Here is a 26,515-nt window from a genome sequence, read left to right as displayed (position 1 = left end):
CTCTCTCTTTGGCTTTGCAAATCAGATCAAATTTCCTCCCATGCCCCGGAATAACCCATGGCATAATGGGGCGGCAACAAGGTAACGATGGTTATGGTCAAACGCTCGAAAACAAAGGAAGTTCAGGATGCCTCATCACCCATCAGCACTGGAGACTTGACTTTACAAGTCCCCGATCCAGAAGATGAAGCCATCTCTGAATTTGAGTTTCAGCAGCAGGTTGGGGCCGCCTGGGAGGTTTGCGATCGCTTCGACTTACAGACGGATATTTGGCGGGGTCGAATTTTGCGTGCCATTCGCGATCGCGAAAAAAATACGGGTGAAGGTCGGGGTGGAGGCTTTCTCAACTGGCTTCAAAATAACGAAATTAGTAAAAGCCAAGCCTATAGCTGGATTGAACTAGCCAATAGTGCTGATACCCTTCTCGAAGCGGGACACCTAGAACCCGGCTCCATCCAAAACTTTAGTAAGCGCGCCTTTGTCAAAACAGCCCAGTCCGCTCCCGAAATCCAAGAATTAGTCAGTGAAACCGCCCGACAGGGGGAACGGATCACCACTCGAGACGTGCAGCAACTTTCAGATGAGTGGACCACGATGACCTCAGACTTAGTCCCTGCTGAAATTAAAACCAAGGCGGCCAACCAAACCATTCCCATTCGTCATGTTGCGCCTTTGGTCAAGGAACTGGAAAAATTACCAGAGGCCCATCAGAACACCATTCAATCCGAGTTGGCGGCGAGTCCCGATCTGGATACGCTAAAACAAGCCACTGCGGAAGCCAAACAATTGGCAAAATATTTAGAGGCTTTTGGCAATGTCCAAGCCCTGAATGAGCAATCGATTGATTTAGAATCCAGTTTAGAAGAAGCCCTGCGCTTAGGCTGTCTTAATGTCACTGCGGACCTCGTCAACCAGGCTTCTCAGTTGGAGCATATGGTCGCTAAACTCTATACCACTTGGCGACGACTGCGACGATTGACGGATAAACTGCATACTGCTTCTGGGGCCAGTACCCCTCATCTCCAGGCGTTATTACAAGCTTTGGAGCGGCTGTATAGTGACGTGCTGGAAGTAGAACTCGGTGCTTCTGGCTCCAACCCGTCTGAGACGATTAGCATCCAGGTGTTGTCCGAACCCCATGCTTCTGGTTCGCATTAGGCTATTGAGAGCATTCACTGGACTCTGGCTCTCTCGTCTAGATAGCTTTATTCTGCGAGCCTTTTGGGGCCCTTGGAGTGCTGCTCTGGGGGCATTTACAGCCCTTAGCTTTAGTATTGGTGCTTTGTTTGATGTCCTTCGACGCTTAGCAGAAGGAGACGTATCTGGGACGCATGCCTTGCAGGTGTTGGCATTGCAGCTACCTCAATTTATCGTGCTGTCTTTGCCCATGTCGATGTTGTTGGCGACCCTATTCACCTACAGCCAATTGGCCAAAAGTAACGAATTAATGGCTCTGAGAGCCTGTGGGACAGATCTATATCGGCTTATTCGCCCCGTTTTTTGCTTTAGTCTGATCGTCGCCGTTGCCACCCTTTCCATGAGTGAATGGGTGGTTCCTAGGGCAACCATCACGGCTGACCGTTTACTGGCTCAGCATCCTGGGGGAGTAACGGCCTCTATTCCAGCCCAGGATATGGTGCATCAGACCTACCGCCATCACCATTTAACCCAACTTTTTTATGCCCAAACCTATGATGGTCAAGCCCTCCATCAAGTGACGATCTTGCAATATCAAAATCGTCACTTACGCCACCTTTGGCTGGCGGAACAGGCAAGATGGGACCCACCCCGACGACAATGGATCTTAGAACAGGGAACTCACTACACCCTCAACCCTAAGACCCAACTTTATCAACGGGTGGTTTCTTTCCAGCGTCATTCGATTCAAGCGGCCTCCCCTCAGGATATCGCTATGGCCTCTCGTCCAACGCTGAGCATGGGTGAAACCTATGCGCTGCTGCAGCATATGCAACCGTCTGGTGATCAGCACTATCGCCAGAGACTCCAGGTTCGTTTACACTCACAGATGGCCTTTCCTTGGGTTGGCGTGGGCTTTACCCTGATCGGGGCTGCTTTGGGAAATCAGGCAACCCAAAAACGTGCCTCGTTGGGCTTTGGGTTGAGTAGTCTTCTTATTTTTGCTTACTATACCTTTTCGTTTATTTGTCAAACGTTGGGGAATATCGGATTCCTTCCCGCCATCTTGGCAGGGTGGTTATCGATCGCATCCTTATTTACCCTTGGTATGGCGTTGCTCCATCTAGCCAGCCGAGGGGCCGCCCATGCTTGAGCTCTAACCATCTCTACAAGACGGTTAGCTGGTTAGAGATAGGGGCTTAAAGCCATGTTTAAGGGAAATCTCACCAATTTTTTCCATTTTGGCGACTGAAATTTCGTTGCGTCCCCAAGAGAAATTTGTATGAAGCTGCTCAAATTCAAGCAACATGGATTCGGCAAAGCAGGCAAATAGCTGACGATTGGGAATGTTCATGTTGACGATGTGCATGATTTTCCAGTCGATGTCCAGGGAATGTTCAACAATGCCACCGTTGAGAATATGAATGTCAGGATGCTGAATTTTGGTGCCTAAATTTTTGGGATAGCCACCATCAATCATCAGGCAAGGATGCTTAAGAGTGCCAACATCAATCTCGATGCCTTTGGGCATACTGGCGACCCAAACAACGATATCTGCCAGGGGTAAGGCCTCTTCGATGGACAGGATCTTGCCCCGCCCTAACTCCGCTTGTAGAGACTCTAATCGCCCTTGATGCCGAGCGACTAAAAGTAGTTCGGCGGTTTCTGTTCTGGCATCAAGCCAACGACATACGGCACTGCCAATATCTCCAGTCGCGCCACAAACCGCAACGGTTGCTTTGCTTAAGTCAATGCCAAGGTGCTCGGCCCCTTGCTCGACTTGGCGGCAAATAATATAAGCCGTGTGGGTATTCCCCGTCGTGAAGCGATGCAAATCGAGCTGGATATTGCGAATGCGGGTGATTCGCTGCAAATTGAAGTTCTCAAAAATAATCGAAGAGAAACCACCGAGCGCGGTAATGTTAATGCCATGCTTTTGGGCATGGGCCATCGCATTCACTATTTTTCGAGTGGCAGCCTTGATCCGCTGTGAGGCCAACATTTCTGGCAGAAAACAAGACTCAACATATTTGCCGTAAATGGTTTGACCCGTAATGCTGGTAACCGTAATATCATCAACAATTTGTGGCGGGGCCATACACCAGAAATCTAGGCCTTGATCAGCGTACTCTGGATATCCTAAATCTCGGGCAACGGATTGAGCATGCTGCAAGCTGGTTAAATGACCAATTAGACCAAACATATATTTATTAGATGGAAGTAAGCATGGCTGCTTCAAACAGGCTTACTGCGAAAGTGTTAATCGAAAGACGTTGCAATAACACGCAACAATGTAACTTAATATTACAGCAAACCGTTAGTTCGTACCAGCACAAGCCCATGAGTGGAACGGTCAGCGGGGGGAGTGGAGTTAGAGCTTAAGGTTGAAGTCCACACAAAAGAGTCAGGCCGATCGACCTGACTCTTTTGTCTAAATAACGCTGTAGAGCAAGATAAACCTTTGACTCTATCGATGGCGAGGGAATTTAAGCTGCAACTAACCCATAGGCTGACATCCGCATGATTTCTGCGGTTGAAAACCCAATATTGCTCAGCGCTTCACCATACTGAATCATAAAATCTTCAACAAGGGCTTCTTTTTCCATTCCTAGTACGGCGGCATCTTTATCCACTTCGTTCAGCATTCTCCAAACGATCGGTAGGTTTTGACGGTTGGCTTCTTGGATTTCCGCTTTGACGTCATTAAAGTGAGCTTTGAGCCACTCTTCACCATAGTTGAGATGTTTGTACTCGTCTTTGACCACTGACTCGGTAATCTTGCGAGCAAAGTCATCTGCGACGGGGATGTAGATGTTATAGGCTGCGATCGCAAAACACTCAATAATAAGTGACTGAATGACCAGACAAGTGGCCACTTTATTCTCACCCGCAGCATCCTGGAAGTTTCGATGCAAATCTGCAAAAAACTGACGGGCAAAGTCAAGATCACAGGTGACTTTCAAATTGCGACCACAGGCTTCGAACCCTTTCTTATGTCGGGCTTCCATCTTTGACAAGCGGATAAAATCATCTTGGTGCTCAGGTAGCATTTCTCCAAGACGAATATAGTTTTCGTGAGCCTCTTGCTCACCCTCAATGACGATACCGTCAATGCGGCTGTAAGCATCTTTATAGGTGTCACTATAGAAGTCAATTTCTGAAGTAGCCTGGGTTTGGGGCATATCTAAATAATCTCCTGATACGTTCCGGTATACACTGCGCCTGCAATGAGGGTTAAGTTGAATTCTAAAAGTACAATTCTAATCTTTTTAAGTCTACTGCAATGAGAACGATGCCCTCAGTGTCTACCTGATTATACTAAGCCTAAGTAAATTTGCTCAGGTTTAGTTCAGGAATGACGAAACTAAGGGACCGATTTCCTACGGGATTGATGCCCAATCGAAATAGTCATGGGCGTGTCTTTCAGCTATCCACTTGATTCCGTCACAGAATTGGTAAGGGATCCAGCCATCGCAAGATCGCATTTTCCAACTGATTGACATCTCGATACACCTCCTGGCGGAACCACTGCCCTAAAGCATCAAGAGGCGTAAAGGTATCACCCGCCTGCCAACGTACATCTTGGCCAAGGGGGGTAAGATGATTGCCTGCTAAACGCTGGACAGAGACCATACCTGGAAATCGCTGCTCTAAGAGCCCTGATAATCTCAAAGTTTGATCCAACGTATCATTGGAGAACTTAACCAGGAGGTTTCTGGGGATTTGGTAATGCTTTTGCACCAGTCGGTTGGTTTGCTCAGGATTAGGAGAAAATTCGATGGGAACCGCCGATGTAATCAGCTCTGCAAACGGAATGGCTTTATCAATAGGAGCATTATTAAATGAGATAAAAATATTGCCAGCACGATTCACTTCAAATAAACTGCCAATCAGCAAATGTAGTTTGCATCCCATACTATGCCCAATGCCATAGATGGGTAGAAATTGGGGTAATCGGGCCGACCGTTGCAACTGCTCGACGACGTCTTCAAACAGAAAGAGGGCTTCTTCCGCGATTTTCGCGTGATCAACTGACGTCAGAAAGGGAGTCGCAATCACGGCATAGCCTTGATCTGCAATACCTTCAAGGAGCCTGCGATACGTTGCTTGGGGGGCTGTTGCGACAAACGCACCACCCAAGAAGTGGATCAAGGCAACGGGTTGGGGCGGAATAAGGACGGAGTGACCTGCAATATCTAGCCAGTTCATTCTGGGTATTCTTTGGAATGTAAATTTGAAGGAGGGCGATCGCTGCTCCAAGCCCACCAGGCCTGACCACAGTGGCATTGATAAAACTCTTGCCACTTACGCAGATAGTTCTCAGTGATGACAGGGGCTCTGCGATTGATCCAAACTTGCTGTGCGTCTGAACAAGTCGCTTGGCAAATCGGACAGTGAAAGTGACGGGCATGGGTCGCTGAATTCGTCCAGTCGGGTGGGGTTGGATCAAAAGCGTTCATAACCGTATTGTAAAAGGTTCACGCTCGGCTGTGGGGTGCTACTGGCACTTGGCATTAACCGGGGTCTGACTGTCTTTGCAAGAAGCACCCGCGTAGACCTGTCTAAAGCTTTGCACAAAGCGGACGTTAAGCAATCAGGAGGAACATTAATGCCTTGGATGACCAGTGGGCAAGGCGGGTAGCAATCAGTTCAAATAAAAGTTGGGATAACACCAAGTCTGACTGACTTCCCTTGCTGATCATTCGGAACCGATGGGTAACCTCGAATTACCTTGGACCGAGGTATTCGTGATGTTTACAAGGAGCTGGAATCTAAACTTTGAGATTCTTCTGGTGTTTGGGGCAGATGCAATCCACATTCTTCCTTGAGACCTTGGAAACGAGTGGCGCGATCGCTTTCATCATCTGTCCCGACGGGGCGGCTGGAATGCCAGTCTCCAACAGTGGTGTACCCTAAGTCAAAGAAAGGATGATAGGGCAAATCATGAGCTTGTAGGTATTGATAAATATCCTTGGAGTGCCAGTTGAGGATGGGCAAAACTTTATAGCGCTCTCCTTGGATATCGATCCGGTTTAGGGACTGGCGAAAATGGGTTTGTTTACTTCGCAACCCAGCGAGCCAGGCCGTGGCTTGTAGCTCGTTTAATGCCCGTTGCATGGGTTCAACCTTACGCATCTGATCGTACTGGTTGAACGCGTTAACATCATTGAATTCCCAAAGCTTGCCATGTAACGCTTCCATTCGAGCTGGACTGATCACAGATTGATACACCTTCAGGTTTAGTTTTAGACGCTCAGTCAGTTCTTCTGCGAACAAATAGGTTTGAGCAGGCAAATAGCCTGTATCAATCCAAATAACGGGAATATCGGGAATGACCTGCGTAACGAGATGCAGCATCACGGCGGCTTGAATGCCAAAGCTAGTACTCATAACCAAGCCATCCCCAAAGGTTTCATCTGCCCAGGTCACCACGTCTTCAGCAGGAGCTTGATCGAACTGTTGGTTGATCTGTTCCAACTTGATTTTGGGGTCTGTAAGCTCGCTCAAGGGATTTCCAGTTAAAGCGTGAAGGCCATTGGATTCCCCGCTTTGCTCAGCAGAGGAGGCGTCAATTACGGACATCACAATACCAATGCAGGTGCAAATCTATTTCTACCATGCTTTTCAAATGGGCACTGATGCCCAAGGTTGAGCATCTAGGATCAAGGTATTTTCTAATCGATATCTAAGCATCTGTGGCTGTTCCCTCAAATCTTAGCGCCTATCTTGGAGAAGTTCTATCAAGGTCCGGCGCTCAATGTCGCTCTATCATGGGAGAAAACAAAATTTGATGAAACGGGAGACATCAACCGTGGCGCTGATTTTCACTCAACGATTGCCAAGAGCGCAAGAGCAGGAAGCGGATCTAACATTAGCCTTAACAGCGGAAGAACGGACTAGATCGCGCCATAAATTCCAAATCCCAGAGGGTCAAACCGTATTTCTACGGCTCGCCCGGGGCACGGTTCTTTATGATGGTGACCTGTTGCGATCTGAGAGTGATACCGTATTGCGTATCGTTGCTAAGCCCGAACCTGTTTTCACGGTCCAAGCCCCTACTCCTCTAGACTTATTGCGAGGAGCTTACCATTTAGGCAACCGCCACGTTCCCCTAGAAATCACGCCAACCTGTTTGCGTCTCGCGCCTGATTCAGTGTTGCAAAATATGCTGGAACAGTTGGGCATGGATGTGACGGAAGAACTGCACCCCTTTCAACCTGAAGCGGGCGCTTATGGCCAGCAGGGACACCACCATAGCCATTCACATTAACTGGCCATCAATCCCGTCCACAGATCTTAGAGGCTAAAATAGTTTCATCGCTTGCGAAGAAGATCCCATGAATCCTGCTGCAATAGAAGAGCGAGTTCGCTGGACCACCTCGGACCTAGAATTACTCCCTGAAAGTAGCAACCGCTATGAAATTATTGATGGAGATCTATTTGTGACTCGTGCCCCTCATTGGCAACATCAAAATGTCAGTGGCAACGTTTATGCAGAATTACGAGATTGGTCTTTAGAAACGGGGCTGGGTAAACCAGTTACGACCCCTGGCCTCATTTTTAGCGATGCAGACAATGTTATTCCAGATGTAGTGTGGGTTAGCAAAGAACGTTTAGCCGTTGCTTTGGATGAATCAGGACATCTTGTGGCCGCACCTGAGTTAGTGATTGAAGTTTTGTCGGCAGGCACGGAAAACGAGCGCAGAGATCGTGAGGCCAAACTCAAGCTCTACAGTGTCCGTGGGGTGCAAGAATATTGGATTATCAACTGGCAATTGCAACAGGTGGAAATCTACCGTCGCCAACAGGCGATGTTGAAGTTGGTTACAGCGCTACTCGATGATGAAGAGACTCTCACTTCCCCCCTTTTGCCTAACTTTGTTTGCTCTCTCTCGCGATTATTTGTTTAGGAATTAATTGTCATCATCAGGAGGACTTAGCTGAAGATAGGCTCTGGCTATAGTATTTGCGGATCACTTGTTCTGCCGGTTTGTTCTGGGGTGAGAAGCCTGCACCTTGTTGTTTGGGATTGGCCTCAATTGAGGGGAACCACTTCCACCAGTACACCCCAGCCAACCAGTCTTCCTGCCAGATGGTTTGGAAAAATGCTTCGTAACAATTGGCTTGTGTTTGTAAACCGTCTGAGGTTGCTAATTTAGAGGGATTAATCTCAGAGGTATCAGGCCATTTCCACGGCTCGATGGCGGTATCTACAGTACTGCGGTAGCCGATTTCCGTGAAGATAACGGGTTTTTGGTATTTACTGTGGAGAGATGCGATCACATCCCCATACCTCTGCCAAGCCTGCTTTAACTCCGCCACCCTTGGCTCTGTTTTGGAGGCTAAGGGAAAATAAGCCTGAATACCAATAAAGTCCAAGGCATCCCAAAACTGAATTTGCTCATAGGCTTCATACCAGTTGGCGGCATAGGTAAGCTGACCGGGGTACACCTGCCGAATCTCAGTAATTAATTGTCGCCAATCTTGCTCCCTTTCTACGGCTGTCGTCTGCAGTTCAGTGCCAATGCAGAGAATGGGAATATTTTGCTGTTTGGCTAACTGGGCATAATGCAAAATAAATCGACGATAGTTGGTAAACCAGGTCTTCCAATCCGCCTCAGACTTCATTTTGATATCCGTCCGCCACTTGCCATCACGGGGGCGAGTCAGCCAGATATGGGGTTTTAACAGGGTTTGAATGTCCCGCTTTTGGGCTAATTGAGTGGTGGTGATCAATCCCTCATCGGTTTCGCCCCACCAAACCCCTTTTGTGGTTAACGCTAAATTTGGGGAGTCAATATCCTGTTGCCATCCAAACGGGGTTTGGACGATCCAATTCACATGGGCTTTAGTCAGGGTGTCAAAATTTTCGGCAGAAATGGGGGTTCGTTCTGCTGTCCAAGACATTCCTCTCTGCTTGGCTCCGGGTTCAATTTGAACGGCAGCTGGCGCTTGACTGTCAGCCTGGTTGATTTTGCAACCCACTATCAGCATTACTGTCAAAGTCAAGAGCAGGATAAATTTTCTCATTCAGCCTCTCAAATAGTTTCCTAACCTGATTTCTAGGCTAAGAGATTTAGATAATGGCAATATGAGTAATTACTGAAAATCATCTCCGCTAGAATACTTCTACCGGTGAGGAATACTCAATGTTGGGCGAGATTCTAAATTCCGTCTATATGGCAATCATTCTTGATATTTTTGGAGGAGCGGCACTTGCTTTAGGTGCTTCGGCTGGATTAATCTATGTATCGCTTCTGGCTGAGGCTACGTCTGAAAGATTTTTTGGTGTGATAGGTTGGCTATTAATTGGCCTTAGTCAAGTCTTACTTGTAATGGTGGGGATCTATGCTGGATGGGTTGCAGCTTTAAGCTTCTGGTTCGGTTTTGGATTCCTCGCGGTATTGCCATTTCTGCGTAGATTTGGTTGTTGGGTCTCGTCTGGCTCATCTACAACCCACATGTGTGCTTTTGTGAGCATGACAATAACGTCGAGCCTCTTTCTCTCCTATCAACTTGGATATTACTCCGCGCTTACTTCAACTCGCTAGCCCTGCTTTACCCGTCGGGGCCTATAGCTATTCCGAAGGTCTGGAATGGCTAGTTGATCAGGGAACGATAGACAACGAATTCCATTTGCGGACATGGTTGCTGCAAGAGCTAGCCTATGGATCCATCCGCATGGAAGCTGCAGTGATGGTTCGTGGGTATCGAGCGAACACAGATGTGCAAACACTGCTGCACTGGAATGCCTGGTTATCTGCTGCTAGAGAAACGGAAGAGTTGAGATTACAAAGCTTACAGATGGGGCGATCTCTGTTGCGACTATCTGAAGCCTTGCAAGATCCAGAACACACTAGCCCTGAATTAAGCGAGGTATGGGAGCAGTTACAGGCTGGGTGCAATTTTGCGATCGCATTTGGACTCACGGCAAACCTCTGGCAAATTCCCCTAGAATCAGCCACTCTAGGATATCTCCACAGTTGGGCCACCAATCTGATTAGTTCTGGGATTAAGCTGATCCCATTGGGACAAACAACAGGCCAGCAACTCCTCTCCCAACTTCAACCCTATATTGAAGCAGCAACCCAAGCGATTCTCTTGCTAGAAGATGAGGATCTCTGTAGCTGTGGCTGGGGGCTTGCCCTCGCCAGCATGGCCCATGAAACACAATACAGTCGTTTGTTTCGCAGTTAAAACATTAGAACGATAGGCCCACAAGGACTTGTAAGATACTGGCAGCCTTTTTAATTCATCAACCTTTGAAACTCTAGGACTGACCTCAAATGAATTCTCTTCGAGTGGGTGTTGCTGGCCCCGTTGGCTCAGGCAAAACGGCATTAGTGGATGCCCTCTGTAAAGCCATGCGGGATCAGTACAATCTGGCTGTCGTTACCAACGATATCTATACCCAGGAAGATGCTCAGTTTCTGGTTCGTAGTCAGGCCCTAAGTCAGGAAAGGATCCTAGGCGTTGAAACTGGGGGATGTCCCCACACTGCTATCCGCGAAGATGCCTCCATCAACCTAGCTGCAATTGAAGATTTAGAGACTCAGTTCTCCCCTGATATTGTGTTTGTCGAAAGTGGAGGTGATAACTTAGCGGCAACCTTTAGTCCTGAGCTGGTTGATCTCACCATTTACGTGATTGATGTAGCGGGAGGTGACAAAATTCCTCGCAAAGGTGGACCTGGAATCACGAAATCTGACCTGCTTGTCATCAACAAAATTGACCTTGCCCCTTATGTGGGCGCCAGCTTAGAAGTGATGGAACAAGATACCCGAGCAATGCGAGGTCCCAAGCCTTTTGTGATGACGAATCTAAAACAGCAAGATGGACTCTCTGCCGTGATTGACTTTGTGGCTCAACATATTCCCCCATCCAGCTCTCCATAGCAAGTGGTAACCAGCAAAGCTGGTTACCACTCAGTTTAAGTGAGTCAGGCGTTAAACCCTGCGCTAACTTTAGGCGTTAACGATCTAGAACGAAAACACGACCCGGATCAAACCTTGATACAGGTTGGGCTCGATACTACTGCTATTGGGGTTCAAAATGGCCGAGAAAATTGGACTAATGGTGATGTTGTCATTGATGGGGAAACGATAGAACGCTTCCAAGTTGATTTGGTCTTCATCGTTCACACCTACCCCTGGCGATGGCAGATTGTTGAGGAAAGGCATCCCGGCAGACACCGCAAATAAGGAGCCTGGTACTAATAGATCGTGAATACCAGCACCGGCCTGCCAGGTTTGGGCATCAAATCGACCCACAGTGCCTGCTGCAAATGGAATGGGGTTAGCCACACCTTGGCCATCCGCAAAAGAATAACCATAGCGACCGAATACGCCGAACTGGCCAAACTTTGCTTCAGCATTAACACCTATAACATTTTGGCTGACACCCGTGGTCTCGGAGTTTGTATATTGCAGTTTAATTGCAAAGTTAGAATCATCTCCCAACTCACCTGCATATTCCAACTCAGCCGTAGCTTGGTAGGGATCACCAAATAGGCCTCCATCGCTGGGGGGACCCGTGTTGACTGCGGAAAACCCGTTCACTGCCACATAGGCACCCCGTAAGGACACGGGACCGCCATTAAAGTTCCAGTCAAAACCAGCACCTGCACCCCCCAAGAAGTTAGTAATGTAAGGAGTGATCAAGGGATTATTGATCAAGAACCAGGTACTAAACCCTGTAAACGGACTGGTGTAGCTATTGCCATCGATAATATCTGTTGGATAGTACAACGGTGCAATGGTGACCGATAAGTCCTCAATAGGCTTAAAGGTATAGGCTAAGCGGTATAGCGTTGCGTTGTTGGGAAGTCCAGCAAAGTAATACTGACCAGGGTTGAATAAAGGAGCACTTTGGTCAAAGGGAAGTGTGGGAGTACCACCCACTTGGGCGTTGGAGAACAAGTCTTGTCCATTATTCCCGAAGAATAAAGTGGTTTGTAAGAGATCATCCCCTGAGAAGCTGGTATTAAAGCTCATGTATACTGAGCCAATCGCACTTGCCCGTGAGTCAGCTAGATCGTTAATGCCATCAGGCGCTCCATTATTAGAGTTTTCAAAGACGCCATTACCAGAATCACCAAATTGAGCAGTAAAAACGGCATCAACGCTCAATTTAGTAGTTGTGGAGAACTGCTGGGCTTCAACCGTTGCCACCCGAGCTTCCAGACCATCAACCCGTCCTCTAAGAGTTGCAAGTTCAGCCGCGAACTCATCTTGCAGCGCCTTCAGCGCATCTAGATCTTCCTTCGTCGCAAAACGATTGCTGAGGTTATCTAGACATGCATTCACCAAAGCTGCCGCTTCTCGACGAGACATGGCTCGGCTAGGGCGAAATGTACCGTCTGGGTAACCCGCGACGCAACCATATCGCTCCACTAAGGACTGAATGGCTTGAAACGCCCAATCATCGGGCTGCACATCAGAAAGCTGAGAGACAGACGTTACTTGACCGACTGAATCTGATTGAGTCTCCTCCATTAAGTCCGCCACGGAAGGCGAAGTCATCGACTGATCAGCCACTCGTAAGGACTCAGCTTCGGCAACAGTGCTATCGAGAACCAAACCTTCATGGGATTGGCTATCGGCTTCTGTCAAGACCTCAGACCTTAATAGGGAAGAAGTGGCAAATACACGATCGCTATCAGTTTCCGAATTGAGAGCCAGCTCTAAAGTAGAGATCACCGTGGTATCTGCTTTTAACTCATCTGAGGCTGCTTGCTCTACCGCCCCTACTGAGGTAGGGAGTAAGCAAGCCCATAGAGCTAAAGATGAAAAAATTAGGGATTTATCCCGAATATTGGACATGTATCTTTCCTCACACACATAGAGCAGATAAAGTTCTGTTCTTACAGATTAAGACGGAGTCACCCTAAGCAAAACAGCCGCTTACAGCAATGAAAAGAGCTGAACGGCCAATGGTGAACCGAATAGACATAAGCACCTTGCATATGCATCACCCCCTGATGCTCCGCAGTTTAAGAGGACCAATCAAAGCCCTTTATATCTTCGGAGCTTCGCTGCAATGAGAATTGCCTAATCCTCACATTAAAGAAACCTGAGAAATTCCTGAAATGCGAGTCCCCCACATACAACTACGGCATGAACGGGCTATTGTTTGTAGTCTAGAATACAAATACAAAAAGACTTTTTTGATGTCAGTGTTTCGTGCACGCAAAATAAATCTTGGTTATGGACAACTACCGGTGGCTTTGAGCATGTTGGACATCACGACTTCCCTACCCCTAAGGAGGGATTATTAAGTCTGAATTGGGGGCACATCAGGGGCACAAACTATTGTTGCGAGAAATTTGAGCGGGATAGACCCAATACAGGTAGCAGCAGAGCGATTCCCAAGCAGCCTGTGACAAGTGTGGGCAGCCATGCGCCTAACCAAGGTGAAATCAACCCTGTTTTGCTCCAAATCTCAGCTGTGAAGATGAGGATATATTGTCCGAGGATAATGATCAGACTCAGCCCAAAACCCTTATTCGCTGAGGACTGCTGCGGTTGCATACCCAATGCGCTACCCACTAGACCAAACGCTAGTATGGTGAATGGCAATGCAATTTTTCGATGAATTTGAATGGCTAGGATTCGCATTGGGAAGGGGGCATCGGTTTGACGGAGCTGGGTTAGAGTCTGCAGTGCCATTGGTAAAGACATGACCATTGGATTGAGTACTATCTCCGCTGGAGAAGCGGCTGCTGAAAGCTGAAGCTGTTGTGTTTTGAAGTGAATCAGATGTGGCTCTCGACCATCTGCTGTGGCAAAGTAGATCGTGCCCTGCTGAAAAATCCAACGCTGATCTTCCATATCCCAAGTGGCTGAGTGAGCTGTAATCACTTTTTGCCTTGCCGGAATTGTGAAATCGATCATTGTGATCCCATAAAGGGTTTGTCCGGTAGAAGATTGGGCATATACCAAGCGACGAAGTTTATTTTGAGGGCTTTTGTCTGGGTAAATAATGTGTTGTTTCTTGAGGCTGAGTTGCCCCTGTTGCACGGTTTGCACCAGCAAAGTTTGTGCTTGATATTGACTGATCGGTACCACACCTTCTGTTAAACCAAACATCAAGATGAGCGCTACTAGCGAAAAGCAAAGACTTGTGCGCGTTAGTCGTTCTAGGCCCATTCCAACTGCTTGCAGTGCCATCAATTCCCCATCCATATTGAGCTTTGAAAATGCCAAAAGACATGCCAGCAAAACTGACATGGGGATCGACAAACTCACAAAATAAGGGATCTGCAAGCCGAGAACGGTGAGGGCGATCGCAAGCGGTAACTGCGCATCTGAGACTTGACGCAACAGGTCAAATAACACTGCTGCGGCTAATCCAATAGATGAGAAAGCGCCTATTCCCCATAGGAAAGGCGGCAATAGTGCTTTTAGCAGATAGCGATCAATACGAGCTATGGCTGGCCCACTGCGCCAATTCCATCGATGCATGACTTCTGTTGAATGAGATGATCAGTAGGGGTACTGACTGCCAAGGTAATATTGACGAACAAGTGAATTGTTGTAAAGCTGTGAGGGGGTCCCTGCCGCTAGTATTTTGCCTTCGCTCAGAATATAAGCTCGGTGAGTAATGGCTAAGGTTTCTCGAACATTGTGATCGGTAATCAAGATACCGAGATTGCGATCGCAGAGACGAGTGATTATCCCTTGCATATCTGCCACTGCCATTGGATCAATCCCGGCAAAGGGTTCATCTAACAGTAAGAACTGCGGACCTGCCGCCCTCATCGCTAACACCCGCGCCAATTCGGTCCGTCGTCGTTCACCGCCAGACACTTGTTTCCCGAAAGTATTTGCCACAGGCTCCAAACTAAATTCCGCCAGTAAGCCGATCAACCGAGACTGCCATTGATGGCGGGGAACCCCCGACTGCTCCATCACCAATAGCAAATTGTCACGCACCGTCAAATGACGAAAAATACTGGGGGCTTGAGCTAAATAACCAATGCCCATCCGAGCCCGTTGAGCCAAAGGCAACGCGGTAATTTCTCGACTGCCCAACCAGACGGTTCCCTGGTTGGGTTGGGTTAACCCAGCAAGAATGGAGAAGATTGTGGTTTTTCCAGCCCCATTCGGCCCCAGCAATCCCACAATTTCGCCTCGATAGACCGACAATGAAATTTGCTCTAGGACACAGCGACGACGATAGGATTTGCTAATATCTTGCAAACGGATACGCAAGCTTTTGTTCTCACATCCTGACAACACTTACCATCTTGCGCTCCGAGCCCATAGACGCAGAACTACTTGGCGATCGGAACCTCAGTTTCTACAAATTTAGTTTGATGGGCCTGGGCTTCAAATCGGCCTTCATCAATCAAGTATGTAATTTTGTCTGCTCTCAAGTTCTTCCCCGCATGTTCGATCAATACATCACCTTCCATAAGAATGCGCCGTTCTCGGCTAAAGTACTGTGCTTTTGCAGAAGTCGCTTTGAGTTGATGTTCGGGATAGACAATCTGGACATTTCCAGCAGCGGTAATAATGCCAGTTTTGGCATTAGCTTTCTGAACATCTGCACGCAATGTGAGGGATTGACGTTGATTTTGAGCTTGCAGGGGGTTGAAGAAGATAACACCGACACCTAGTAAAATCAGGCATACTAAATTAACTCTTGATCTGAAAATAGGCGCTCGCATTTCAAAATCGCTCATCAGTTACTTTTCAGAAGATTGATAGTTCTTCTTCCCAAGCATTCAACCATTCTAGTGGGTCTCATAGGTTATCCTGCGTCATCGTGATTTTGGGTAAACCTACAAATTGATCACCAAGGATAAAATCTTGACGATCAGATGGAGACGGCTGAGCTGATACAGCCAGTTGACTAAACATCGCCACTTGCTCCGGGCCATTTTGCTGCAAGCATTCTAATAGGTTTGCACTCCAATCCACAAATTTCCTGATATCCAGTCCTGCAAATTCGGGTTCATACCGCTGTAGTCGGCTGATGCCCTCGCCTAGCAAGATGACTGCTCCCTGCCAATTTTGGTTGCCTAGATGGTAACAGGCTACTGCCACTTGTAGAAAACCTTGGTAAAGACTCTTGGGGGGATCCGCTGCATCCATCCATAACGCCTCCAGAGTATCGTGGCAAGCATAATATTGACCCTGATTAAACTCTGTAACCCCTTTCCAAAAGTCCGGGGGAAGATTGTCCATTAAAATTTGTTTGTCTCAGTTCGAATTTGTTCAACAGTGATGTTTTGTTGATCGCCAGCGAAGGGATTATCAGGGGTCAAAAACAACATGCAGTGGCATTCTTTACGCTCTCTCATCGGAACACAGGGGCAATTCCAATAGGCTGCGGCCACTTCGGCTGCCTTATCTTCGTAATAGCGACAAGGGCATAAGGGTGCTCCGAGGTCATCCTTATGCTTTGCCAGACCTTCAATTACAACTGCTGTCGTTCCGAGATCGGAGCAGAAATAAGTTCCGGTTCGCTGAGCATAAGTTTCCGAAAACTTACGCATTGCCTCCAGGCTTTTCTCAGTTGCTTGTTGGGCACCGCTAGCTTGTGTCATAGGATTTATGAGAGTTAATAACTTGGGGACAATGGGATTAGGTACTTTTGGTTTAAAGCCTACCGTTATTTCGTCTTTATTGGAACTGATTCGTCCGCCAACTTTATCCTGGCAGCAAATTTGAGCCGTTCCCGCTGCAAGGTCTAATCTTCACAGATTGGTCAAATATGTAATATGTCCAATGTGTTGCCTAGGGTTTGTAAAACAAGCAACAATGAAGAAGTATTACGACTACTTAACCGCATCTTATGCCTTCGGTTCCCAGTTCTCTACTGCAGTCTGGCATGACGCCCTTACCAGAATCACCCCCTATGGATTATGACTATGATGTGGCCATCGTCGGCGGAGGGATTGTTGGTGCAACCCTCGCGGCTGCCCTGGATGGCTCTGGCTTAAAGGTGGTGATCATCGAAGGGCAGCCCCATTCCACAGCAGTCGCCAAGGGACAGGCATATGCCCTTCACCTGAGTTCTATCCGGATTCTTGAGGGAATAGGGGTTTGGGATGCGATTGCACCCCAAGTGGAATACTTTTCACAAGTCCATTTATCGGATGGCAACTATCCCAGCGTTGTGAAATTTAAGCCCAAGGATCTAAAAACTGCTGTGTTGGGCTACGTGGCCGAACATCGAGTATTGCTCAAAGAATTACTTGATTTCCTCAAGACCTGTGAACAGGTGGACTGGCTCTGTCCGGCGCGAGTCACTGCAACCCACTATCACTCGAGGGGCGTGGACATTCACATTGAGTCCAATCAGGATGAGGCCCCTGATGCTGTCAACCGATTGCACCGGCCCCTGCACGTCAAACTGCTAGTTGGTGCAGATGGAGCCCGCTCCCAAGTTCGTCAACAGGCAGGAATTACCACGCAAGGATGGGATTATTGGCAATCTTGTTTGGTGGCTACGATTGCTCCGGAGAAATTCCACAATCATATTGCCTATGAACGCTTTTGGCCCAGTGGCCCCTTTGCCATTTTACCGATTGCCAATAACCAATGCCGGATTGTTTGGACTGCCCCCCATGCTCAAGCACAGGCTCTTCTTGAATTGGAAGAAGAGCCGTTTATAGAATTACTCCAACAGCGCTATGGTAACCAGATGGGAAAACTGTCCCTAGTCGGACGGCGATTCATTTTCCCCGCCAAATGGATGCATTCGAAACACTATATCGCCCACCGCCTTGCCCTAGTGGGAGATGCCGCCCATACCTGTCACCCCGTGGGAGGGCAGGGATTGAATTTAGGGATTCGTGATGCGGCAGCCTTAGCTCAAGTCCTCCATACAGCACATCAGACAGGGCAAGATATTGGACACTTAAAAGTATTACGGCAATATCAGCGGTGGCGTCGGCAGCAAAATTTGCTAGCGCTTGGTTTTACAGACCTTCTTAATCGAGTCTTCTCCAACCGATGGCCGTTGGTGGTTCAAGTCCGTCGGTTAGGCCTTAAAGGACTGCAGCGGATCGCTCCCATCCGAGTGTTGGCGCTTCGATTTATGGCGGGTCTAATCGGTCGAGCCCCCAAGCTTGCCCAGCAAAAATAAATTCTGTGTTGCTAGCGATTAAAGATGGAGTTACTCAAAACATCATAATGGAGACAACATTATTTTAGGTTGTCTGACTATCAGGGATGTGACTTATGTTCCACCGCCTTCTCATAACCACTGATTTTTCTGACGGCCTTCACCGCCTGATCCACTTCATTCCTGAGTTAACCCAAGCAGGTTTCCAGCAGATCACTTTTTTGCATTGTGTCCCGCTCCAAGATGATCGCAATATTCCTCAGGTGGACGAGGAGAAAAGAGCGGAAGCTCAGGCAAAACTCACCCCCGTCCTTGCCAGCAGCCTAAAAGATGTCGATATTCAGATTGAGCTGCCAAGTTGCGCCAATTCTGCAGGGGCAAGGGCGAAGGCTATCTTAGCAGCAGTGGAAAAGCACCAATCCGAACTCATTCTGGTGGGGACTTCAATTCACAGTTTATTGAATGAAAAGCTATTTGGCAGTACGACCAGCCAACTAGCCCCTAAAACCCCTGTCCCGCTGCTGATTTTGCGGCCTCAATTGACTTCCGCCTACACCGAAGAAGAGATGGCACTGCGCTGCCAGCATTTATTGCGGTATCTTCTGATTCCCTATGATGGTAGTCAGTCTGCCCAATATGTAGTGAAGTATGTCGAATCCAAGGCTGAAAAGCGCCCCCCCCAATCCTTAGAAGCCTGCCTGCTCTGTTGGGTTCTGGAAAAATCCGGTCGTAAAGAGGTCTCCTTAGAGCCTCAGGCTGGCCAATGTGCGGAAACCTTGCAGCCTATCCAAAAACGTCTCCAAGATCTCAATTTGAGGGTTAATGTTGAGGTGCGTCAGGGGAATGCGATCGCAGAAATTCAAACGGTAGCCTTAGACGTTGATATCAGCGCTATTGTTGTCTCTTCTAAACACTTTGGCCGCCTTTGGGAACTATCCATTCCCAGCTTTGCTGGAGAGATGGTACGTCGCAGTTGGCATCCCATCTTATTTGTGCCGCCCGCACGATAGTTCCAGGGTCGGACAGTTTGGTCGTTTAAGCTTTAAATTTGTCTCCTTGGGCATTCTCCAGCTTGATCAAAATATTGGGCTTGAGTTTTTCCAACTCAGCTTTGAGCATTTGCTTGCTCGTCATGGCTGAGCCGGGAACCACTGCGCCCCGACTCATTCGCAGCCAGTCTTGGAAAACTTGCTTTTGAAAAGGTGCAATGGGGACAGTACAGACATTGGCCGGTTGATCGGGATCTTCCCGATCAAAGAAGATTAAGGGATAGTAGCCCTTTTGGCTAAGGAGTTGTACCGCTTTTTCGCCTCGCGGATCTTTCAAATCCAAGTAACAGGGAAGCCATTTGGGCCCCGACAATGGGTCATAGATGGTCGTAATCCACAACACCATCGGGTGAGGGTGAATTGTACATAGAAACTGGTTGTAGCGCGTACTTAGTAAGCGCTTACTCACCTCTGTGCGGGGCAACATCACCCATAACGCCACCGCTTGTTCCTTATCTGTTTGCAACAACTGTGGAAAAACAATATCAGCAATCGGTTTCCCCGCAGGCCAAGACACCTTCCAACCGGCATCTTCAATCGACCAAAACCGTTGCTGAGGATTGGGAATGGAAGGAACACGAGCAGTTCCCAGGGTTTTTCGCCGATCTGCTACAGTTGCCTGATCGGCTTTGCGAACATTGTCGGTGAAGGAATCAGTACTGCCCGGACTCTCCTCAGCTAAACCCTGCTCCATCAGGGATTGAAGAACCGATAAAATGTCTGCCATATTTTGAGGACGATCATGAGGAGATTTGGCCATACAAGCCATAATTAATTCCTCAAGTGATGCAGGGATATGTAGCCCGGGAGACACCTGGGCAAAGGTTTTAGGCACTTGAGAACGATGGGCATGGTACCAACTGCCAATAGAGTTAGTGGAGGCCTGAATTGGGATATGCCCAGTCAGCACCTCAAACATCGTGATGCCTAAACTATAAATATCCGAACGATTATCTAAGTCTTTGCCTGCAATTTGCTCCGGTGAGCAGTAGGCCAGCGTCCCCATAAATGAACCCGTTTGGTTCGATTCCGTACTATCAGAGAGAAATTGAGCAATGCCAAAATCCAATACTTTGGCTAATGCCCCTAAACTTGGATCAGAAATCACAAAAGCGTTACTGGGCTTAATATCTCGATGAATGACCTGGCACTGTTGTCCATCGATTTTGATGCCTTGGTGAGCACACTCTAAGCCCAAACAAATATGACGCATTAATCGCAAAAATTGATGAATGGCTAAAGGCTGCACCGCAATTAAGTCACTTAAGTTCTTGCCCTCCATGTACTCCATCACATAAAAGGGAGCTTCATTGCGATGAACCCCGTAATCCAAAACTCGGACAATATGCAAGCTTCGCTGCCCTAATTGCGCTCCAGTGCGAGCTTCATGGGCAAACCGCATTTTCATTTTCTCACTCAAAAGGGTTTGAGCCAGAAACTTAACGGCGACCGTCACTCCCCCCAGCAATTGATCCTCAGCTCGGTATACTTTACCCATCGACCCCTGACCAATGAGCTCAACCAGCTGATAACGGTTGATGAGTACCTGACCTAGATTCGGATCAGCGTTTTCATCAATCATGAGGTTATTACTCTCGAAGACAAAGAGGGGGGGATGAAGACGTATCTGTAATCAATAGCTCTTATCCTGTGTTTATCAATCAATGCTGAATCATCACTAATCGTTAACATTCACAGTTTGCCCATCAGCCCCCGAATATGAATCAGTTTCGGGTCCATCAAGGCAAGCTCTCCAGACTATTCAGATCTGAAAAAATACATGATGTAGACCGTTGCTAGAGCGTGAAAGGGGGGCTGTGTCTGTTTATGAGTACAATAATCTTAACGTACGAATTATCGAGGGTTATACCCCTAGAAACCCAAATCCTGTCTACTGCGCATACTGCGGATTATGGCATGAAATACAGTTTGAACTATAAAATTCAGATAAATTCAATTTCAAGAAACAAAATTGGGAATTATAATCACTAGTGTTAGCTCGAATGTAACAGTAAATCGACCTAGCGATGTGAATAATATCCACTGTAAGTCATCAAAAAGTTGGCTATAGTTATGGATACAGCTATGCTTGATGTGCTAAACAGTTGAACTAAACATCGAGTTCATTAGGTAAACCGGGGGGGTTATCTTCAAATCGTTATTTTCACAACTTATACCACCACTTTTACATGTTTTAGGGTCATAAGATTCTGAAGCTGTGTTCTGCTGGCAATGACACCTACCATCAAGGTTTTCTATATCTTTTGTCTTGGCTGAAAGCTTTGATCATTGGTTCAGGCCATCACCCTCATTGGTCTCTAATTTGTCCTTTCGATGGGGCGACACAAGAAGAAAGAGGGTTAGTTAGCACACCTTCTCGGTTGAGTCTTATGGCTTGTAGAAGAAATACAGCGACATCTGGTCGGTACTGTATTCAACTCCAGTATTCACCTTATTTGCGAAGTGACAGCCCATGAAATTTCAAGATATTTACCGATATTTTCAGGAACCACCACCTATCTATCTCAGCAAAGAAGTTGCTGTTTGTTATGTCTTATCCGTTCTGATTGATCATGGCGATTCCTATGGAACGGCATTGATCCAATTAGTAGAAAACAAACATCCTTTATATCGTTTGTCAGATACGGTACTGTACAGCGCACTCAAGTTTTTGGAGGATGAGGGTGTAATCAGAGGGTATTGGCAGAAAGTTGAAGGTAGGGGTCGCCCTCGACGGATGTATGAGGTGGCACCCGAGAAATCGGAAGAGGCAAAGAAGCTCGGGCTCCTGTGGCATAAATACCTCGGGGAAGAACAACTGGTTTCTAAAGCGCAACAACTGCGTTCAAGTTAAGGCGCGATAACTAAGCAAAGGGCTGCCCTCTATCCTTAGGGGAACCCTTTGCTAATCAAGGATGAATTCATCCTGACATGAGCGGTTGATAACTCAGAACGGAGAGGAGAGGATTCGAACCTCCGGAACCCGTAAGGGTTCATCTGATTTCAAGTCAGACGCAATCGACCAACTCTGCCACCTCTCCAGAAACCATGATGTTCCACAAGCTTTTGAAGAACAAGCTTTATCTTAACCTAACCTGATCCCATCATTGGGGTCTGTTCCAGATTTTTCGATGCGCTGCACTTGTACCTACCAGCAGTCGCTAGAATGGCATCATGCCAGGAGTCTTCAACTCCAATAGTTCAAATTTGACGATGAGTGGTCTTTCTCCTTCCGCAGTAGGCCCAACACCTAAACTGCAACCTCTCATCCTTGGGTTAGATCCAGGACGGGATAAGTGCGGGCTGGCAGTCATGGGAGCCGACCATGTTGTCCATTGGCATCAGGTGATTACGGCAGCACAGGTCATTGAGTCTATTGAGACTTTATATCAAACCTATCCCATATCTTTGCTGGTGATGGGGAATCAAACCACATCCAGAGAATGGGACCAAAAACTCAGGCATCACTTTTCCTCAAGTCTCCGTATGGTCAAAGTTGATGAACGCTACAGTACGCTTGAAGCTCGTAGTAAGTTTTGGCAAATGTACCCTCCTAAGGGTCTTGGCGGTTTGATTCCCCGCAGGTTGCGTTCCATCAATCGGCCAATAGATGACATTGTGGCGATCATCTTGATTGAGCGATATTTGGTGTCCATGACGTAGTTACCCGTCCCACACTTTGTTGCTGAACTCTCTTCTGAAGCGGGTATATCGATGCCGATTAACCCCTACGACCGCTGACATAGGCGGCGGTGAGTGGATCTTTTGGATGGGCAAAAATATCTTTGGCTGGGCCAAATTCAACCAATTGACCCACGTCATGCTGTACCCAGAAGAAGGCGACATCATCGGCAATGCGGGAGGCTTGGCCGAGATTGTGGGTGACAATCAGAATGGTGTAGGTGCCTTTTAACCGCAAAATTAAATCTTCAATCACTTCGCTGGAGAGGGGGTCAAGAGCGCTACAGGGTTCGTCCATTAGCAGGACTCGAGGTTTTAAGGCCAAAGCTCTCGCGAGGCAGAGACGCTGCTGTTGCCCTCCAGACAGGGAGAGGGCGGGGGCTTTGAGGCGATTTTTAACTTCTGCCCACAGGCCCACATCCGTGAGGGTCGTTTCGATGATGTGGTGGATAAGGGTGCGATCGCAAATCCCATGCTCTTTCAAGGGAAACGCCAAGTTGCGATAAATGGAGAGGGGAAAGGGATTCGGCTTTTGGAACAGCATGCCCACCTGGCGGCGCAGAGGCGTTAGAGGTATCGTCGCCGTATCGCAATTATTTAAATAGACCTGGCCGGAAAGTTGGGCTTTCGGCGTGAGTTCATGGAGGCGATTTAAACAGCTTAAAAAGCTGGTTTTGCCACAGCCCGATGGACCGATTAAAGCCGTAATTTGTCCGGCTCGGAACTGAGCATCCACATTGGCGAAGGCCATCTTGCGACCATACCGTAAACTCAGGTTCTCCACCCGGACGCTAGGCGGCTGGTGATGATCGGCGGTGAAGGATGGCGGGCTTAAGGTGGGAGAGGTCATAGAATTTGCAATTTGGATTGGCGAAAGCGTTCGGCGAACCAGGAAACAAGAGTATTAATCACAATGAGCAGAATCACGAGGACTAAGGCTGTCCCATAAGCATTCTGTTCACCTCCTGGAATATTCATCGCCAAGTCGAAAATATGAATCGATAGTACCCGCCCAGAGTCGAGCAATGATGTCGGCATGCGGTCAACGTAGCCACTGGTGAAAATTAAGGCAGCGGTTTCTGCGATGGCCCGTCCAATGCCCAATAAAATCCCCACAGCAATCCCTGGTAGAGCTGCCGGTAAAATTAGGGTTTTCAGGGTGCCTAAACGAGACAATCCTAATGCTGCCGCTGCTTGGCGATATTCATGGGGCACATTGACGAGTCCCACCTGTATGGAGCGAATAAGAATAGGCAGCACCATACAAGCCAAGGTCAGGCCCCCGGACAGAATGGAGAATCCTAGACCTAAAACTTTTGAGAAAAAAGCATTGCCAAACAGGCCAAATACAATTGACGGCACCCCCGCCAAAATATCTAAGCTGAGACGAATGGCCTGATGGGAGCGCTGTGGACTGAATTCGGTTAAAAATAGAGCCGTGCCTAATCCTAGGGGGAGGGATACGCCCATACAAACCCCTAACACTAACCCCGTGGAGACCAGAATGGGAGCAATACCGCCTTCTAGCCCAGCTTTAATGGGGGCTTGAGTTAAAAAAGCACCATTGATGGCTTGCCCTCCTTGCCAAATCACATCGCTGAGCAGCCAGAGAAACAGAACGGTAATCCCCAAGGCCACTAACCACACCATCAGAGTGGCTCCTTGCTCCTTACCAAAAGGGATAGCCAGTCGACGAACCATCTTAACTCTCCGGTGCATCCGTCATGCGATCGGTGACGACGACCAACCCAGTCACCACCAGCATTAGAACAAGTCCGCTGGCAAATAAAGCTGAGCGGTGGAGATCGAGGGCATAGGCCATTTCCAAGGCAATGTTGGCAGTCAATGTACGCACGGGAGCAAAGATCGAGTCGGGGACCTGGACAACATTCCCGCAGACCATTAGTACCGCCATGGTTTCGCCTAGGGCGCGAGCGGTAGCGAGCATCACAGCCGTTAAGAGACCGGAACGAATGGCAGGTAAACAGATACCTTGGACGGTTGCCCAGGTTCCTAGGCCCAAAGCGGCGGACCCGTGCCAGTAGGACGGGGGTAAACTGGCCAGACTCGCATCAGTCACCAGGGCAATGGTGGGCAAAATCATCAGAGCTAAAATCAAAGTTCCAGCTAAAAGACTAGAACCGGGAGGCTGAACTTTGGCAATTAATGGCACGAGCACCACCAGCCCCCATAGACCATAGACTACAGAGGGAATGCCAGCCAGTAGCTCGATTAGACGTCGATAGAGTTGGGCAACTCCCGTAGGGGCATAGTATTGGCAAAACACCGCTGATAAAAGTCCTAGGGGGGTTGCCACCAGAACGGCTCCAACTGTCACTCCCAGGGTTCCCATCACCATCGGGGTGAGATTGTAAGCCTGTTCGCTAGGATACCAACCTGGATCACGCCAAAATTGATCGAGGAAAATGGTGTGCAGAATTGGTAGCGTTTCCCAGGCAAGAAAGCCCAGAATCAACAGCAAAATGGCCCCTGAACACAGCGCCAGGATTTGCAACAGAACCCTCCAGGTTGCTTCACTCTTGAACCGGGACAAGGGACTGCTCCTGAACAATATCCTTGACCTGGGAGGATTGGGCAAAGTCAATAAATTTCTGCTGTTGAGGATTAAGGGGACCTTGAGTCACTAAGTTGAGGGGACGCGATAGGGGGAACGAACCATCTTGCACGGTTTGAGGCGTAGCTTGCACGCCTTCTAGGGGCAAAACTTTAATAGGCGTGCCCTGTTCCACATTTACCTTTGCTGCGCCGACGGATACATAGCCAATGGCCAGCGGGTTACCTGCCACGGTTTTGATGCCTTGCTCGTTATCGCCAATGACTACATCCGCTTTAATCTGCGAGGACTTGAGCTGGAAATGCTTGGTAAATACTTCTAACGTGGAGCGACCTTCAGCTTTATTGACGACGGTAATGGCTTGGGATTTACCGCCAGCGTCTTGCCAGTTGTTGAGCTTGTCCGTGTAGATATCGGTAATTTGCTGACGAGTCAGTCGCTGAATCGGATTATCTCGATGGACGATCACCACAACGCCATCTTTGGCGATGGTATGGAAGTTGAGGCCCTGGTCTTCAGGTTTGGCGGCGCGGGAGACCATGCCAATATCGGCGACCTGTTGGCGTATATCGGCAATGCCACGAGACGATCCTCCTGTCTGTACGTCAATCCGCACCTGGGGGTTTTGGGCTTCATAGCGTTTAGCGATTTCGGAGGCGACGGGGGCAACGGTACTGGACCCGGTAATCACCAGTTTTTGAGGGGCGCTACCGGAGCTAGACGCTTGTAAACTGCTACAGGCTTGCAACCCCAGGGATAAGCCCAAAAACGCACCTGCGATGGCTCGACCAGACATAACTGTTCCTGCTAATGACTCCATAAAAATTCGGTGACCCCTGGGTTCAAGGGTCGCTTAAAAGTTTGAATCGGTCGTGGGGAAACGACCTAAATAGAAAAAGAGGTAAATGAGAATTCGCAACAACCCAAATTCAATCCTTCTTGGGACACCTGACTTTGGACATCCGGTACCAGGGCATAAAGGACGGCTTTGCCATCG

At 48.2% G+C, this 26,515-nt stretch carries 28 protein-coding genes and 1 tRNA gene; 11 read left to right on the top strand and 18 right to left on the bottom strand.

The features are described from left to right. Nucleotides 1-93 precede the first annotated feature (93 nt). Together Q0991_RS09045 and Q0991_RS09040 are read left to right on the top strand one after the other, a co-directional pair. Nucleotides 94-1,158, top strand: coding sequence for a hypothetical protein (locus tag Q0991_RS09045; RefSeq protein WP_299487572.1), 1,065 nt, complete (start codon nucleotides 94-96; stop codon nucleotides 1,156-1,158). Beyond that, on the top strand, nucleotides 1,139-2,290 hold the full coding sequence (locus tag Q0991_RS09040; protein WP_299487570.1) for an LptF/LptG family permease: 1,152 nt from the start codon (nucleotides 1,139-1,141) through the stop codon (nucleotides 2,288-2,290). The genes Q0991_RS09045 and Q0991_RS09040 overlap by 20 nt, the downstream gene beginning before the upstream one ends. A 24-nt stretch (nucleotides 2,291-2,314) precedes the next feature. Here the strand turns inward: Q0991_RS09040 and Q0991_RS09035 are convergent, their stop codons facing one another. The 5 genes from Q0991_RS09035 to cysH all read right to left on the bottom strand — a co-directional run bounded on the left by Q0991_RS09035 (nucleotide 2,315) and on the right by cysH (nucleotide 6,720). Beyond that, the gene (locus tag Q0991_RS09035; protein ID WP_299487568.1) at nucleotides 2,315-3,340 is read right to left on the bottom strand and encodes a long-chain acyl-[acyl-carrier-protein] reductase; all 1,026 of its coding nucleotides are present in this window, start codon (nucleotides 3,338-3,340) and stop codon (nucleotides 2,315-2,317) included. A gap of 283 nt (nucleotides 3,341-3,623) precedes the next feature. Then, entirely contained in the window at nucleotides 3,624-4,319 is a 696-nt protein-coding gene (locus Q0991_RS09030; RefSeq protein WP_299487566.1) for an aldehyde oxygenase (deformylating), read from the bottom strand. Between the two features lie 262 nt (nucleotides 4,320-4,581). Next, nucleotides 4,582-5,346, bottom strand: a complete 765-nt coding sequence (locus Q0991_RS09025) for a DUF1350 family protein (RefSeq protein WP_299487564.1) — start codon at nucleotides 5,344-5,346, stop codon at nucleotides 4,582-4,584. Then, nucleotides 5,343-5,597 (bottom strand): hypothetical protein, encoded by a 255-nt coding sequence (locus Q0991_RS09020; protein WP_299487563.1) that lies wholly within the window; start codon nucleotides 5,595-5,597, stop codon nucleotides 5,343-5,345. The genes Q0991_RS09025 and Q0991_RS09020 overlap by 4 nt, the downstream gene beginning before the upstream one ends. 295 nt (nucleotides 5,598-5,892) lie before the next feature. Beyond that, complete coding sequence (gene cysH / locus Q0991_RS09015; RefSeq protein WP_299487561.1) at nucleotides 5,893-6,720, bottom strand: phosphoadenosine phosphosulfate reductase; 828 nt, start codon at nucleotides 6,718-6,720, stop codon at nucleotides 5,893-5,895. Nucleotides 6,721-6,949: 229 nt separating this feature from the next. Between cysH and ureE the strand changes: the two genes are divergently transcribed. Both ureE and Q0991_RS09005 read left to right on the top strand, forming a co-directional pair. Further along, on the top strand, nucleotides 6,950-7,408 hold the full coding sequence (gene ureE / locus Q0991_RS09010) for an urease accessory protein UreE (RefSeq protein ID WP_299487589.1): 459 nt from the start codon (nucleotides 6,950-6,952) through the stop codon (nucleotides 7,406-7,408). A gap of 67 nt (nucleotides 7,409-7,475) precedes the next feature. After that, nucleotides 7,476-8,048, top strand: a complete 573-nt coding sequence (locus Q0991_RS09005; RefSeq protein WP_299487559.1) for a Uma2 family endonuclease — start codon at nucleotides 7,476-7,478, stop codon at nucleotides 8,046-8,048. 16 nt (nucleotides 8,049-8,064) lie between these two features. Here Q0991_RS09005 and Q0991_RS09000 read toward each other — a convergent pair whose 3' ends face one another. Continuing rightward, a complete protein-coding gene (locus tag Q0991_RS09000; RefSeq protein WP_299487557.1) occupies nucleotides 8,065-9,168 on the bottom strand; it encodes a glycoside hydrolase TIM-barrel-like domain-containing protein in 1,104 nt (367 codons plus the stop codon). A gap of 119 nt (nucleotides 9,169-9,287) precedes the next feature. Between Q0991_RS09000 and Q0991_RS08995 the strand changes: the two genes are divergently transcribed. The 3 genes from Q0991_RS08995 (at nucleotide 9,288) to ureG (ending at nucleotide 11,033) form a co-directional block, all read left to right on the top strand. Further along, the gene (locus Q0991_RS08995; protein ID WP_299487555.1) at nucleotides 9,288-9,689 is read left to right on the top strand and encodes a hypothetical protein; all 402 of its coding nucleotides are present in this window, start codon (nucleotides 9,288-9,290) and stop codon (nucleotides 9,687-9,689) included. Next, nucleotides 9,655-10,335 carry an urease accessory protein UreF gene (locus tag Q0991_RS08990; RefSeq protein ID WP_299487552.1) on the top strand — a complete coding sequence of 227 codons (681 nt, stop codon included), beginning with the start codon at nucleotides 9,655-9,657 and terminating at the stop codon, nucleotides 10,333-10,335. Before Q0991_RS08995 ends, Q0991_RS08990 begins: the two co-directional genes overlap by 35 nt. Nucleotides 10,336-10,424: 89 nt before the next feature. Further along, on the top strand, nucleotides 10,425-11,033 hold the full coding sequence (gene ureG / locus Q0991_RS08985; protein WP_299487549.1) for an urease accessory protein UreG: 609 nt from the start codon (nucleotides 10,425-10,427) through the stop codon (nucleotides 11,031-11,033). Between the two features lie 84 nt (nucleotides 11,034-11,117). Here the strand turns inward: ureG and Q0991_RS08980 are convergent, their stop codons facing one another. From Q0991_RS08980 to Q0991_RS08955, 6 genes are all read right to left on the bottom strand, one after another. Then, a complete protein-coding gene (locus tag Q0991_RS08980) occupies nucleotides 11,118-12,959 on the bottom strand; it encodes an iron uptake porin (RefSeq protein ID WP_299487547.1) in 1,842 nt (613 codons plus the stop codon). 486 nt (nucleotides 12,960-13,445) lie between these two features. Then, nucleotides 13,446-14,600, bottom strand: coding sequence for an LptF/LptG family permease (locus tag Q0991_RS08975; RefSeq protein ID WP_299487545.1), 1,155 nt, complete (start codon nucleotides 14,598-14,600; stop codon nucleotides 13,446-13,448). Between the two features lie 21 nt (nucleotides 14,601-14,621). Then, on the bottom strand, nucleotides 14,622-15,350 hold the full coding sequence (gene lptB / locus Q0991_RS08970) for an LPS export ABC transporter ATP-binding protein (RefSeq protein WP_299487543.1): 729 nt from the start codon (nucleotides 15,348-15,350) through the stop codon (nucleotides 14,622-14,624). A gap of 62 nt (nucleotides 15,351-15,412) precedes the next feature. Beyond that, nucleotides 15,413-15,823 carry an LptA/OstA family protein gene (locus Q0991_RS08965; protein ID WP_299487541.1) on the bottom strand — a complete coding sequence of 137 codons (411 nt, stop codon included), beginning with the start codon at nucleotides 15,821-15,823 and terminating at the stop codon, nucleotides 15,413-15,415. A gap of 61 nt (nucleotides 15,824-15,884) precedes the next feature. Continuing rightward, complete coding sequence (locus tag Q0991_RS08960; RefSeq protein WP_299487540.1) at nucleotides 15,885-16,328, bottom strand: DUF309 domain-containing protein; 444 nt, start codon at nucleotides 16,326-16,328, stop codon at nucleotides 15,885-15,887. After that, nucleotides 16,328-16,690: a ferredoxin-thioredoxin reductase catalytic domain-containing protein gene (locus tag Q0991_RS08955; RefSeq protein WP_299487538.1), complete on the bottom strand. Its 363-nt coding sequence runs from the start codon at nucleotides 16,688-16,690 to the stop codon at nucleotides 16,328-16,330. The genes Q0991_RS08960 and Q0991_RS08955 overlap by 1 nt, the downstream gene beginning before the upstream one ends. A gap of 284 nt (nucleotides 16,691-16,974) precedes the next feature. On the opposite strand from Q0991_RS08955, the gene Q0991_RS08950 reads away from it, so the two are divergent. Both Q0991_RS08950 and Q0991_RS08945 read left to right on the top strand, forming a co-directional pair. Next, complete coding sequence (locus Q0991_RS08950; protein ID WP_366524929.1) at nucleotides 16,975-18,234, top strand: FAD-dependent hydroxylase; 1,260 nt, start codon at nucleotides 16,975-16,977, stop codon at nucleotides 18,232-18,234. 95 nt (nucleotides 18,235-18,329) lie between these two features. Next, on the top strand, nucleotides 18,330-19,223 hold the full coding sequence (locus Q0991_RS08945; RefSeq protein ID WP_299487533.1) for a universal stress protein: 894 nt from the start codon (nucleotides 18,330-18,332) through the stop codon (nucleotides 19,221-19,223). Between the two features lie 25 nt (nucleotides 19,224-19,248). Here Q0991_RS08945 and Q0991_RS08940 read toward each other — a convergent pair whose 3' ends face one another. Further along, nucleotides 19,249-20,844: a serine/threonine-protein kinase gene (locus Q0991_RS08940; RefSeq protein ID WP_299487531.1), complete on the bottom strand. Its 1,596-nt coding sequence runs from the start codon at nucleotides 20,842-20,844 to the stop codon at nucleotides 19,249-19,251. An 891-nt stretch (nucleotides 20,845-21,735) separates the two neighbouring features. Between Q0991_RS08940 and Q0991_RS08935 the strand changes: the two genes are divergently transcribed. Beyond that, nucleotides 21,736-22,116, top strand: a complete 381-nt coding sequence (locus Q0991_RS08935; RefSeq protein WP_299487528.1) for a PadR family transcriptional regulator — start codon at nucleotides 21,736-21,738, stop codon at nucleotides 22,114-22,116. Nucleotides 22,117-22,215: 99 nt separating this feature from the next. Here the strand turns inward: Q0991_RS08935 and Q0991_RS08930 are convergent. After that, nucleotides 22,216-22,303 (bottom strand) — tRNA-Ser (locus Q0991_RS08930). Between the two features lie 172 nt (nucleotides 22,304-22,475). Between Q0991_RS08930 and ruvX the strand changes: the two genes are divergently transcribed. Next, a complete protein-coding gene (gene ruvX / locus Q0991_RS08925; protein ID WP_299487587.1) occupies nucleotides 22,476-22,925 on the top strand; it encodes a Holliday junction resolvase RuvX in 450 nt (149 codons plus the stop codon). Nucleotides 22,926-22,983: 58 nt separating this feature from the next. On the opposite strand, the gene Q0991_RS08920 is transcribed toward ruvX, so the two are convergent. Genes Q0991_RS08920 through Q0991_RS08905 form a run of 4 tightly spaced genes read right to left on the bottom strand, consistent with a single transcriptional unit; the run spans nucleotide 22,984 to nucleotide 26,314 of the window. Further along, complete coding sequence (locus Q0991_RS08920) at nucleotides 22,984-23,793, bottom strand: phosphate ABC transporter ATP-binding protein (protein ID WP_299487526.1); 810 nt, start codon at nucleotides 23,791-23,793, stop codon at nucleotides 22,984-22,986. Beyond that, the gene (pstA, locus tag Q0991_RS08915; protein WP_299487525.1) at nucleotides 23,790-24,644 is read right to left on the bottom strand and encodes a phosphate ABC transporter permease PstA; all 855 of its coding nucleotides are present in this window, start codon (nucleotides 24,642-24,644) and stop codon (nucleotides 23,790-23,792) included. The genes Q0991_RS08920 and pstA overlap by 4 nt, the downstream gene beginning before the upstream one ends. A gap of 1 nt (nucleotide 24,645) precedes the next feature. Next, nucleotides 24,646-25,497 (bottom strand): phosphate ABC transporter permease subunit PstC, encoded by an 852-nt coding sequence (pstC, locus tag Q0991_RS08910; RefSeq protein WP_299487522.1) that lies wholly within the window; start codon nucleotides 25,495-25,497, stop codon nucleotides 24,646-24,648. After that, nucleotides 25,478-26,314, bottom strand: a complete 837-nt coding sequence (locus tag Q0991_RS08905) for a phosphate ABC transporter substrate-binding protein (RefSeq protein WP_299487520.1) — start codon at nucleotides 26,312-26,314, stop codon at nucleotides 25,478-25,480. The genes pstC and Q0991_RS08905 overlap by 20 nt, the downstream gene beginning before the upstream one ends. Nucleotides 26,315-26,515: the final 201 nt, after the last annotated feature.

Source organism: Acaryochloris sp. IP29b_bin.137 (assembly GCF_028285745.1).
GTDB lineage: Bacteria > Cyanobacteriota > Cyanobacteriia > Thermosynechococcales > Thermosynechococcaceae > Acaryochloris.
This window is presented reverse-complemented; position numbering and strand designations above follow the sequence as displayed.